Genomic DNA, 13,063 nt, shown 5'->3' on the forward strand with positions numbered 1-13,063 from the left:
ATAATTTCATCGTGCAATATATATAAAATGAACATGAATATGAAATTCTATTCTTTATAGAGAAGGGAAAATGGCATTTAGAATTAGGTGGATTTCAGCCCATTTAAGCAATCTTGCATTTTGAGCCTACAAGTTATCTTCCCAAAGGAGAAAAGTGAAAATATGAAAGCGAGAGAAATGTCTAAGCAAAAAGTAACGCTCCCATTGTTAGTGGAAGCGTTACCTTTTTTAAATTAAAATATCATAGCTGAACCTCAATATTAAGTTTACCGCCAAGTCCACGCTCTACAATATCAAACAATGTTTTGAGAGTAATATTCTCCCCATCATTTTCGACTTTTGATATAAATGTTCGTTTCTTGTCAATACGACTTGCAAGTTCTGCCTGTGTCAAATCCAATTTCTCTCTGGCACTTCGTATTTTGAAACCGATGCGCAAAGCCACAAGTTCTCGTTCGAGCCGATCCCGTTCCGGCATCCCGACTTTACCGTAATATTCATCTTTAATCTGATCTAATGTCTTTGTATTCATTTGAATGTCTCCTTTCCTTTTTCTTCGTAATAATCAGTCATCAGGCGTTCAGCTCTTTTTATTTCTTCGGAAGGTGTTTTTTGGGTCTTTTTTTGAAAGCCACTTAATAGAACTACCAACTTGTTACCATCGAAGAAACAAAAGATACGAAATATATTATTGCCAAGCTGTACACGAACCTCAAATAACCCATTAGTCCCCTCAATGTATTTTAGGTACGTCAAGGGTATTCGGTCTATCTGCTCGATAATATCTAATACTTTGATGATTTTATCACGAACCTTTTGCGGTTGTTGCTTGAAAAACTCATCAAAATAGCCTTTATATGTTACTACTTCTCTAACTTTCATAGAGCAAAGGTAATTTATAAATTACATGCATGCAAGAAAAACAAGATACTTTTTTAATATTGCATTGTGTTTAACATTCACGCAAAATAGGTAAATTGACAGGAAGGTAAGATTCCTTCCCCCAGTCACAGCAATACATCTGTGTCTTTTCTGCTTCATCTGGTTTTATTACATAGTTTTTAAGTTCTCTTACGTCATGTTGTATCTTTATAGAAAAGTCATAAAAACGGTTTGCATGGGGGAAAGAAAAAGAGGTTGTGCCAGCATTTTGACACAACCTCTTATTGAAATTACTTAGAAGAAATTAGGTTATTACTTAACTGGATCAATTACAATATCCAGGAACTGTACCTTCCTTCTCTAAAGATAATTAGTTACCCATTGTATTAATTACTTTGCAATCAACATAAGAACGGATAGTACCCCAATCGTAAGTAACATCAATAGGAATTCTAACATTGAATTCTTTCACATTGTTACCATTATTCTCATATTTGATTTGTCCGAGTGCAGCAACAATTGCATTGTAAGTTGCTACTGTACCGGATGAAGCTGCATTGTAAGCAGAAAGATTAAATGTCTTACTACCAACTTGAGAGAAGTTTACTTGTGTAGTTACACCACTTAACTTGTCCTTGCTGATATCATGACCGTTCATATCAGTGGTAATTTCGCTGATCTTAACGTCAACACCTTGTACTCCATAATAAGCGAATAACCAAACATTCTTGTAATCGGAAGTTACAAAGTAAACATCACGCCAATCTCTAAAGCTTAACAGATCTGCAATCTTCACTACAGAACCATTTGCTTCTGCATCAGTAAATTGTTTACCTGCAACAGGATCTGCATCAATAGGACGCAAGAAGCGAGCATTCATTTTCCAGTTACCAAGAACAATATCACAATCATTGAACGCCTTAATACCAACCTTGGCATAGTTAGACTCAGAGTTCTTGTATTTCTTGTCATGGCTAATAGCATTCAAGAATAATTTTGAAGTTGTATTATTGCTATAAGTCAATTCACCATTACTTTGTACAAGTGGGAGATAATTCTGACTGATAGTAGCAACATCTACACCATTTACAACTAAAACATTCTGAGTACCTCCATTGCTTCTAGATTGTAATTTGAACTTCGCTCCATTAATAGTCAGTTCACGAGCTGCAGCAGGAACGATTGGTTCGTCGAAGTAATAGATGTACTGGATATAGTCACCATTTTCATTAGCCCAATTACCCTTAAAGAGATCATTGGTATTATTAGTCAAATCAAACTTAATAGCATTAAAATGAAGTAAGCTATTTACCTCGAAAGCATTATCAAGGTCAACAATATAATTTAATGAATTACCATTATCCTTAGGGTAAGGAACATTCAAACGTTGATAAGTACTAGTCTCCTTATTGAAAGCATCAGTATTGTTATCTGAATACCAGTATTCAGCAATCTTCTTTTCAATATTAGCCTGAGGTTTAACAACTTGCAGTGTCAACGGAACATAAATACTTGGCAGGCCACCTTCTTCATTCAAATCAGCAGTTGGCTTGTAACGTAAGTATACAGTTACTTGATGATTGTCATTGGCTGCAAGAATACGATTTCGTTGAGCTAAAGTAAGATTCCAATGAATTTCATCATTGGCTACGCCTTGAATATTACCATACTCTTCGATATATCCATAATAGTAGTTGTCTTTATTAAACTTAGCCAAACCATCCATACGAACAAATTCATCGTTTTCTTTCACATAGATATTTGCATAATAATCATTCGTATATCCGTCGGGTCTGGTTATTTGTTGATATATCTTATCAAGCTCATATTGCTTTTCAAACTCTGCTTTAGATGAAACTGCAGCTAATTCAAGTAATTGATTTGACATCTGTGCCCAAGTTATTGCCTTGCTAGTCCACTCACAAATGTACGCAGCTTTTCCCATATCAAATGGATTAGCAATAATGGGTTCAACAGTCTTAGCTATCAGAATCTTCACAAATCCACCTAATACCACTTTCTTGGTGGTCTTATCAATAATTTCAACTCTTACAACAGGTTTCTTGCCTACAGCAGAGATACCAGTAGTACCATCAGAAGCGATAGAATTACCATTGCTATCAACATAGCGCGGTTCAAAATGACCGGTTGATTCATTTACATTACCATACTTGTGAACTTGGGTATTAGCTATACCTACAGTATATTCAACCAGTGAATATTTGTACTCCAAGTTATAAGTAGCTTCTTCACCATAAGCCCAAACTTTATGCTCGCCAGCGGTTTTTGTATCTGTAAGACCTAACGCTGCATTACTGCGGTTATAATGAATTGCAAGATAATCTTTTAATTCAAGAGCACCATTATATTCTACTTTCAAAGTCGGAGCATTTTCGATAGCGTCTTGCGCAGTCTCATAAACTTGATCAAAATCTGTATTGACACAGTTAACGGCTTTGATATTTTTTTGGCTATATGCAATAGCTTCAGCTGTAATCTTAGCCGGGTAAAGAACTGCATAATCAGAAGTGATAGTAGTGTCTTTTTCAGCTTTCTTTATATCTACTTGAAGTGCCATTGCAGAAACCAAATCTTTATCTGCGCTTATCTTCTTACCAATAGCTGTATATTGTACACCTAACATACCCGGTTTTGTTTTTATATCAAAACCTTGAACTGCCGGTGTTGCTACAGATTCATTACCAGCAGCACGAGTGATAGATTCAATATCTCTGGAAACAAAGCTTAATTGATCTTTACTGTCAATAACAGCACTTGATGGATTCATATGATACCATGCGGTCATAGTTGGGTTAAATTCCCACGCTGCAGTAGTAGGAGAGTATGAAACCACCTGTTTTGCAAGAATACTATAAGGTGTAGTTCCGTCATCGTATTTACCAGTACTGGCAGCGCTCAATGCTTTACTATCTAAATATACGTCCAAAGCAAACGGATATTCAGTAGACTCAATACCGTCAGTATACAAATCTGGATAAAAAACAATACTTCTCAATTCTTTTCCCAAGATTGTAACCAAGTCCTCATTAATAGCAGCAATTTGTGCAGAGATATCTGCCAAACTCTTTTCAACAGCCTTTATGCTTTTGTCTGCTGCATTTAATGTTTCATTGATAGCTGCAATAGCGTCATTAATCTTTCCAATTTCAGAAGAATTGGCATCAATCAATGCTTTGTAGCCTTTAAGAGCATCTAATTGAATTTTCAGTTGCTCCATAGCAGTTTTGACGTCATCTGCTCCAACTAACTTATTCAGTCCTGTTTCAATTGCAGAAATTTTAGAGGCCAAATCAGCTACTGCTTCTGCTGTAGGAGCATTTTTCATCAACTCATTCACCTTGTCGATAGCAGCTTGAATAGCTTCTGCTTTTGCAGTGGCAGCAGCTTCCTTAGCAGCATCAGCAGTAGACTTTGCTGCCGCGGCATCAGCTTTAGCAGCATCCAAAGCTGTCTGCAAAGCGGTAAGCTGTGAGCTCAAGTCACTGCTCTTCTTGTCCAAGCTTTCGATGTCGTCATCATAGTCTTTACAAGACGTAAATGTCCCTACAGAGCCAATCATTAAAGCCCCGAACAGGATTGCACTTAGAAATTTTTTGTTCATAATAAAAAAACTTTAAATTTATAAATTTAAAAAAATAAAGAATAATAAAAATTCATTTGTAAAACCTCACCTTCTTAAAACCGTTACTTTATAGGTAACAGAGTCTAAATCAAATAATTGATTTAACCTTTTCTAAGAAATGTAACTTCTCATAATTTTTAGCCATTAGCTATTGATATATTCTGTAAATTTTGAAGACTGCGATAATGTTGACATTGGCAAAAAAAGAGAAAACAAAGAGGTTTTCAAGCTAAAATACTTGGATAGAATATGCAATTAATTAATATTGAGCAATATGACGCAAAAAAACATTAGAAGAGTAGGGACACAAAAATATGCCCGAAGAATATTATTCCCCGGGGTGAACGTAAAACCGATTATTATTCTAATAAATCTCTAAACAATACTTGCGTATTCTTTCACATAAGAGATAACTTGCGAATTAGCATTATCTATTTTCTCATTTTGGAACGGTTTTAAGTAAGTTTCCGTCACTTTGATAGACGAGTGCCCCATCGCTTCTGATATAATACCTGGATGTATTTCGCAATAATATGCCATTGTTGCCCATGTATGCCTAATAGTATAGGAACTTAGATGGGCGGCAGTTTTAATATATTTTTTTAATCGGGATAATCGATAATTAAACACCCTTAAGGATGATTGATACTCATGATAAGCAGCTTCTGTACCTTCTGGGCTTGATAAAAAGGGAAAAAGATAAGGAGATTCCGGCTTTGTTTTAGCTACTATACGTATAAGTTTCATAGCATCAGGTGTCAACATTACAGTCAATAAACGTCCGGTCTTTCGCCTACGGTATCTTAGAGTATTACCTTGAATATCTGCTTTACGCAAATATGCCAAATCTACAAACGGAATACCGCGTAGTAAGAACATGAGTGCGAATATGTTCTTCGTAGTTTGCAACTCTATAGGTAAAGAACCACACGTGGATGCTTTTTCTGTTTCACAAAGCAGATTCCCTATATCAGAAACCTCTAAGGCCCTCCTTTGATCTGCACACACACTTGTATGCACATGCTTGAAAAGTCGTGGAACATATAAAGCATATCCATTGTCTACTGCTCGGTTATAAATAGCCCTTAATACTTTCATATAAGTAGAAACCGTATTCCAGCTACATTTGCGTTGACGAAGATATATCTCAAAGCTTTTTAATAAGTTAGGATCCAATTTGTAAAATGGTATATCCTTATTATTATTAAATGTAGAAAAAGAATTGCGGGCACTTCGATAAACGTGAGCAGTGCCCCATTGACCATTAGCACGAAGCTCCTGAATGGTGGTGGATAGCATTTCCAATAATAACTTTTGTTTCATAATCGAATGTTTTTTGAATACTATTACTCTTTTTTTAATGAATATCACAAAAAAAACAGCTTTATTTGCACAATTATATAAAATCAATTATATTTGCACGGTATTTTATGCCGTTACCTATAAAGTAACGGCGCTAAAAAGGTGAGGATTTACAAATGAATTTTTATTATTCTTTATTTTTTTAAATTTATAAATTTAAAGTTTTTTTATTATGAACAAAAAATTTCTAAGTGCAATCCTGTTCGGAGCTTTAATGGTAGGTTCTACAGGAACGTTCACGTCTTGTAAGGACTACGATGATGACATCAAGGACCTGCAGGGACAACTGGACAAGAAAGCTTCACTTGATGAATTGAACTCTAAGGTAAGTGCTTTAGAGGCTGCCATCAATGGAGCTAAGACTGATGCGACTGCTGCTAAGACAAAAGCAGAAGAAGCACTGACCAAAGCTCAAGAAGCATTGGACAAAGCTGGACAAGGGGGCTCATCTGCAGAAATCGAAGCTCTGAAAGCAGCTTTGGAAAAAGCACAGTCTGATTTGCAAAAGCAAATCGACAAATTGGCTTCTTTGGATGATGTAACAGCAAAAGTTGCTGCTCTGAAAAAAGAGCTCGAAGCAGACTTTGTTACTGATGAGAAGTTGCAAGCTTTATCTACAAAGGTTCAAACTTTGACTGATGAAGTAGTTAAATTGATCGGTCACCGTTTGACTAGTCTGGCTGTAATACCGACTACTCATATTAATGGTATCGCTGCTATCACTTTCACTACTTTGCAATATACTCCGCAGAAGTATCAAGTAGTAGCTGATCATGAATCAGGTGTACATGTAACTACTCCAGTTCTTGACCATACTGGTAATGGTTCTGCAGTTCGTTATATTTCTACAGAAAAGAACAAAGCTTACTTCCATGTAAGTCCGAGTGTAGGTATTCGTACTCAAGATATCAAATTGCCTTCATTCGACGGTTTGAAGTCTGAAAACATCATAACCAGAGCAGGTGTTGAAATTACTAACAATAAGCCTATCGAAGTTACTGGATATAGTATCAACGAAAAGGGTGTATTGGAAGTTACATTCAAGAAAGAAAAGAGCTTCTTGAATACACAGCTTAAGACTTCTAATCCGACTGGTACTAAGGAATCATTCTATATGGCTTCTTTGAAAGCTCCTATTGCAGAAGCTAACTACACAGAAGACGAAGCTAAGGATCTTGCAGCTGGTAAGATTGATGGTGTTTATGTAAACTCTGAATATGCTCGTATCGAGGAACTTATCAAGTTGCCTTACCTTACTAACATGAGAACTGATTACAGCAAGACAACTACTGGTAACTTTGCTGATGAAACTCAGACTGATGCTAACGGCAAATTCTATGTTCACTATCATGACTCTATCTGTCTGTATAAGTCTGATGCAAACTCTTTGATTGATGTTTATCAGCCCTACGACAAAGCTCTTGATCTGAAGACATTGGTGAAAGTTTGTGTAAGCGATATCAATAACGATCATAGCAAACATGAAGGTTTGGATAACTATGCTGACTATGGTTTGGCATTCCGTTTCCGTCTGGCTAATGCTGCTTACATTCCGCAGAACGATAATACAAACAAAACTGACCAACAGAAGTTTGCTCAAATCGATTCTCCTGAAAATGGTATCATGACATCTAAAGTATATAACATCCCTGAATCAGCTACAGCTGTAGGTCGTGAGCCTATCGTTTGCGTATCTTTGATCGATACTCAAAACGGTAACGCTTTGATCGCTCAACGTTATATCAAGATTAAATGGACTATGGAAGGTAAGACTCTGTCTGTTCCATTCCAGCCTACTCTGTTCAATTGCACTGTTGAAAACCGTGTTAATACAGAAATGATGAATACAATGATCTATGACAAGGCTAAGACTGGTGGTATGACTAAGAATGAATTCCATTCTATCTATACTCAGTTCGTAGATGGTACAGGTGCTGGTACAGCTATAGATATCGCTAATCCTGAAGAAGGTGTTGAATCTCACAATATCTTGTGGACATTGTCTGAAACTGATCTGGGCGTATTCTGGCCTACTCAGCAAGAAAAGACATTCACTAAGACTGTGACTTACAAAGATCCTAAGGGTATCAATGCTGACATTACAGTTGTAATGACAAGAACTATCTACATGCCTGCTCTGAACGTTTGGGGCCATATGGGTACTTACTGGAAGGGTGACAAGGTATATGAAGTATTCAACATCAACCCGATCGTTTACGGTACTAAGGAATCTAACCCGGCATGGAACGTAGTTACAGGTACTAACCCAACATGTAACATCTATACTGACCTGTTGAATGGCTTCTTGGATGACAGATATAAGAAACCGACTGACGGTGCTGCAGGTGTAGTATATTACACTGACAAGAATGTAGCTGGTAAGAAATTCTACTATCCTTCTTTCGGTCCTGCACAAGCTGGTGCTACTATGGGAGCTAACTCTAATGGTATCTATTACAATGATCTGGGTGTAAGATTTGTATTTGACAAGGCAAGAATTGCTAACTACAAGTATACTTGGAAAGACGGTAAAGAATACACAGCTACGTTGAAGAACAATGATACTGAATTGTGGATCAATGGTCAATTGGCTGCAACTATTGTGAACCATGCAGCTAACCTGTTGAACGCAGCTGAACAAACTTACAACATTAAGTTGGAAGAAGCTGTTCCTGCTCATCCTGTTACTGACTTTACTAATCAGCCGACAGAAGCTGCTAAAGCATTGGTTGGTAAGCTTGTTCCTATCAACTTGGTTGCTGACATCTGTGGTAATGGTAAGAATGTAGCTACAGTTAAGCAATATGAAGCTAACATCATCGAACCGTTGCAGGTTAAGAAGGGTGAAATTAAGAACTTCATCGATGCTCAGAACGAAGGTAGTACAATTGATGTAACTGATGCATTCACTTACTATTCTTGGAATGACAACAACCAGGTTGTTGCTAAGACTGGCAAGGGTGACTTAGCAGAAAAACTGTATGAGTTCTACCAAGTAAGAGAAGCAGGTTGGCCGTTGGTAGCTGGTTCTAGCACTTTGGATGTAACTAAGATCAAGACTAACTTGAAACCTGAAGGTGGTAACTTGGAACCTGTTGAAGGTTACACTCAAGGTAGCTTGCCTGCAAACGTTGAGATTAAGTACGAACAGAAACTTGTTGATGGCAAATTGAAAGATGTTCTGACTTATTACAACTATAGCGGTACTCCGGTTAACAAGGCATACAAGCTGTTTATCCCGGTTGAATATGGCTACAAGTGGAAGACTTTGATCAATGTTTATGAAGTAACTGTAGCTCCTAACTCAGGAACTCCTGGTAACTAAATAAAGATTAGATACTAAATAAAAAGAGTATGTCCTTCGGGGCATACTTTTTTTAAATAGAACAACTACTCTGTGAAGAATAGTCCTTTTTTTCACCATCGTGAAAAGTAAAATGTTGTTGTGTGAGGCTGTCCCCAGTGGGAGACAGCCTCACTCTTTTTATAGCCATTCACCCCCAACTACTCAAAAAGAAAAAAGGGTATACGTTATAATAAACAAATACAGAACAAGAAAAAGGCGGTGAAAATGCTTAAGCATTTTCACCGCCTTCCTTATAATAGAACCTAATTACTTTTCCGGTGTCTGTTCCAACGTAGCTACCAAGAAATCATAGAACTTGGAAACTGTAGGAATCAATGCACGTTCATCCGGTGAGTGCGGAGAGCGCAATGTAGGTCCGAAGGAAATCATATCCAATCCCGGACAGTTAGCACCAATAATACCACATTCCAAACCTGCATGAATTACTTTCACTGCCGGTTCTACACCGAATTGTTGCTTATAAGACAACTTCATGGCGTGCAGAATAGGAGAATCCACATTAGGCTGCCAACCCGAATAACCTCCGCTTAATTCCACCTTCATACCAGCCATAGCAAAACAAGCAGTCAGGCTGTCAGCCAGAAATTCTTTCATTGTATCGCAAGAGCTACGTGCCAGGATGCGAACTTCTGCTTTGCCACCACCAATAATAACAATAGCCAGATTAGAAGAAGTTTCCACTGTATCAGGCACAGTAGGAATCATACGCATCACGCCATCCTGACAAGCCATCAATACATTAATCATATTGTCTTGAATTTCCGCAGGAACAATAGCCGCAGGAAGATCAACAGATTCAATAGTCAAAGTGATACCGCTTTCAATCGGAGCGTATTCCGCATTGATCTGTGCTTCATATTCCTTAATATAATCTTCCAGCCCTTCCGTATCTTCAGGATTAAACACCAATACAGCACATGCTTCACGAGGAATAGCATTACGCATATTTCCACCCTCAAAACTTGCCAACTGAGAATCAAACTCAATCAAGACATCATGCACTACGCGAGCTAAGAGCTTATTAGCATTTCCACGACCCTGATTGATCTCCAGACCGGAGTGACCACCACGCAGACCTTTCAAAGTAACCTTACGGGCTACAAGATCGGCAGCAGGTGCTTCTTCTTTATATCCCAATGTAGCAGTCAGATCGATACCACCGGCACAGCCAATATATAATTCGCCTTCATCTTCAGAATCAAGGTTCAACAGGATTTCACCTTTCAGTGTACCCGGCTTCAAGCCGAAAGCACCATACATGCCTGTTTCCTCGTCTTTCGTAATCAAGGCTTCCAGCGGACCATGTTTCAGACTGTTATCTTCGAGCACAGCCATAATAGCTGCAACACCCAGACCATTGTCTGCCCCCAATGTAGTACCTTTAGCTTTCACCCAATCGCCATCGATATAGGTTTCAATAGGATCTTTTGTAAAATCGTGAACAGTATCATTGTTCTTCTGGGGCACCATATCCATGTGTGCCTGAAGAATGACGCCTTTGCGGTTTTCCATACCTGGAGTAGCAGCTTTACGAATGATAACATTGCCTATTTCATCGACAAATGATTCCAGACCTAAGCCTTTTCCAAAGTCTACAAGGAACTCGGTTATCTTCTCCATGTGTCCGGACGGACGGGGAATTTGAGTCAGCGAATAAAAATGCTTCCACACATTCTGTGGAGCTAATTGCAAGATTGTACTCATAACATTTTAAAAGTTAGTTTTCGCAAATATACATTTTTATTCCCAAACTATGCAAGAACCTAAACTTTTTCCTGTGAAAAACTAACATTACAATAAGCGCAAAGAAACACCCGAACCCTACATTAGCGAATCTATTTTGACCGATTTACCAACGACAGATGCAACCATCCATAAATACCCAGTACAATGACCAGCAATGTCTGTATACCATGCACTATCAACGCAAAAACTCCTGCATCGGTAGCATTGACACCATATAACATCATCATGGTAATAACAGCAAAGTGCCAGGGGCCTGCACCATTGGGAGTAGGAACAATAACTGCGAAAGTGCCGCCCACAAACATCACCAAGCCTGCCAGAAAGCTCAGATGCTCAGTAAAAGAGAAGCAATAGAAAGTGATATAGAAGTGATAGAAATAGCATATCCATATAAGTAAGGTATAGAGAATGAAAAGTGGTATATTCTTTACACTCTTCAATGACATCACCCCTTCCCATACATTCAACACCACGCCTTTTACTTTCTCAAAGAAAGAAAGCATGCGCAGAAGAAAATAGAGTAATACCAATACACCAATGATACTAAAAAGAACAACATAAAACCAGGGAGACGTCACCAGATGCACCAGCGAAGGAACTTTGGTACCCGTTTCTTCAAAAAAACGAAGGAAAACAGGCATCTGTATCAGAAAAATAATCCCGGTAATCAAAAGGATGGTCAATGTATCTATCAGACGTTCCGTTACCACTGTTCCAAGCGATTTGGCAAAAGAAACATCATCATATTTGGCAAGTACTCCGCAACGGGAAACCTCTCCTACCCGAGGAAGAATAAGATTAGCTGCATAAGAAACAAAGATAGCATCTACACAATCACCCGACTTGGGATAAGCACCAAGCGGGGCAAGTGTTTGCTTCCACCGCCAGCCACGAAACACATGACTCATCACACCAAAAAATAAAGAAAACAGCATCCATCCCCAGTTCGTTCCATGCAGAAGTACTTCTTTGGCGCGTGCAAAATCAAAATCTCGATACACCCAATACAAGATAAAACCGCCCAAAGCGACCGGCAAAAGGATCTTCAATGTCTTTTTTAATAGTTTATTCATGCAGAATTCGTTATTCTTCGTCGAAAAGGATTACCTTTGCGAGCTGCAAAGATAGTGCAAATAGGAAGCAGAACAAAAGAAGCTTGCTTATTTTTGACGCTAAAGTACGGCCTATATTTGCAAAGCAAAGAGAGTGCAACAGTAATGATTTAGTGGATAAATGAGACTAGTAAAGCCTAAAAAGTTTCTCGGCCAACATTTCCTGAAGGATCTGAAAGTGGCGCAGGACATAGCCGATACCGTAGACGTATGTCCCGGGCTTCCTGTATTGGAAGTGGGTCCGGGCATGGGGGTATTAACCCAGTTCCTGGTAAAAAAAGAACGTCCGGTGAAAGTAGTAGAACTGGATTATGAATCTGTTGCCTATCTACGTGAAGAATACCCGTCCCTGGAAGATAACATCATCGAAGATGACTTCCTGAAGATGAATCTGCAACGCTTGTTCGACGGGCAGCCTTTTGTACTGACAGGAAACTACCCTTATAATATTTCGAGCCAGATTTTCTTCAAGATGCTGGACAATAAGGAACTGATACCTTGTTGCACCGGTATGATACAGAAAGAAGTAGCCGAACGTATTGCTGCCGGCCCCGGAAGCAAAACATACGGCATTCTGAGCATATTAATACAGGCATGGTATCGTGTGGAATATCTTTTCACCGTACATGAGCATGTATTCAACCCACCGCCTAAGGTGAAAAGCGCTGTCATCCGCATGACACGAAACGAGACTCAAGACCTTGGCTGCGATGAAAAACTATTCAAGCAAGTGGTGAAGACCACTTTCAATCAACGCCGCAAAACCCTGAGAAATTCGATAAAACCCATACTTGGCAAAGACTGCCCACTGACGGAAGATGTTTTATTCAATAAACGACCGGAGCAACTATCGGTACAACAATTCATAGATCTGACCAACCGGGTTGAACAGGCTTTGAAAGAGATTAGAGAAAAAAGTAATGAAACCAATGAATGATATTTAGCAGGCAG

The 13,063-nt window shown here is 38.5% G+C and carries 8 protein-coding genes; 2 read left to right on the forward strand and 6 right to left on the reverse strand.

The genetic code is table 11. The annotated features are described in order from the left end of the window. Positions 1–241: 241 nt before the first annotated feature. The 4 genes from DWW10_RS19685 to DWW10_RS19700 form a co-directional block, all read right to left on the reverse strand. Positions 242–532, reverse strand: coding sequence for a helix-turn-helix domain-containing protein (locus tag DWW10_RS19685; RefSeq protein WP_118422437.1), 291 nt, complete (start codon positions 530–532; stop codon positions 242–244). Next, entirely contained in the window at positions 529–882 is a 354-nt protein-coding gene (locus DWW10_RS19690; RefSeq protein WP_007667031.1) for a type II toxin-antitoxin system RelE/ParE family toxin, read from the reverse strand. Before DWW10_RS19690 ends, DWW10_RS19685 begins: the two co-directional genes overlap by 4 nt. 370 nt (positions 883–1,252) lie before the next feature. Further along, positions 1,253–4,504: a hypothetical protein gene (locus DWW10_RS19695; RefSeq protein WP_118487246.1), complete on the reverse strand. Its 3,252-nt coding sequence runs from the start codon at positions 4,502–4,504 to the stop codon at positions 1,253–1,255. A gap of 396 nt (positions 4,505–4,900) precedes the next feature. After that, a complete protein-coding gene (locus tag DWW10_RS19700; RefSeq protein WP_022392913.1) occupies positions 4,901–5,848 on the reverse strand; it encodes a tyrosine-type recombinase/integrase in 948 nt (315 codons plus the stop codon). 211 nt (positions 5,849–6,059) lie between these two features. Here DWW10_RS19700 and DWW10_RS19705 point away from each other — a divergent pair, with 211 nt between their 5' ends. Beyond that, on the forward strand, positions 6,060–9,212 hold the full coding sequence (locus tag DWW10_RS19705) for a hypothetical protein (protein WP_022392912.1): 3,153 nt from the start codon (positions 6,060–6,062) through the stop codon (positions 9,210–9,212). A gap of 288 nt (positions 9,213–9,500) precedes the next feature. Here the strand turns inward: DWW10_RS19705 and DWW10_RS19710 are convergent, their stop codons facing one another. Together DWW10_RS19710 and DWW10_RS19715 are read right to left on the reverse strand one after the other, a co-directional pair. After that, on the reverse strand, positions 9,501–10,958 hold the full coding sequence (locus DWW10_RS19710; protein ID WP_022392705.1) for an aminoacyl-histidine dipeptidase: 1,458 nt from the start codon (positions 10,956–10,958) through the stop codon (positions 9,501–9,503). Between the two features lie 131 nt (positions 10,959–11,089). Then, a complete protein-coding gene (locus DWW10_RS19715) occupies positions 11,090–12,073 on the reverse strand; it encodes a lysylphosphatidylglycerol synthase transmembrane domain-containing protein (protein ID WP_022392706.1) in 984 nt (327 codons plus the stop codon). Positions 12,074–12,233: 160 nt separating this feature from the next. Here DWW10_RS19715 and rsmA point away from each other — a divergent pair, with 160 nt between their 5' ends. Then, a complete protein-coding gene (gene rsmA, locus DWW10_RS19720) occupies positions 12,234–13,049 on the forward strand; it encodes a 16S rRNA (adenine(1518)-N(6)/adenine(1519)-N(6))-dimethyltransferase RsmA (protein WP_022392707.1) in 816 nt (271 codons plus the stop codon). The last annotated feature ends 14 nt before the right edge of the window (positions 13,050–13,063 follow it).

The sequence above is a fragment of the Bacteroides intestinalis genome, assembly GCF_003464595.1.
In the GTDB taxonomy this organism is placed as follows: Bacteria; Bacteroidota; Bacteroidia; order Bacteroidales; family Bacteroidaceae; genus Bacteroides; species Bacteroides intestinalis_A.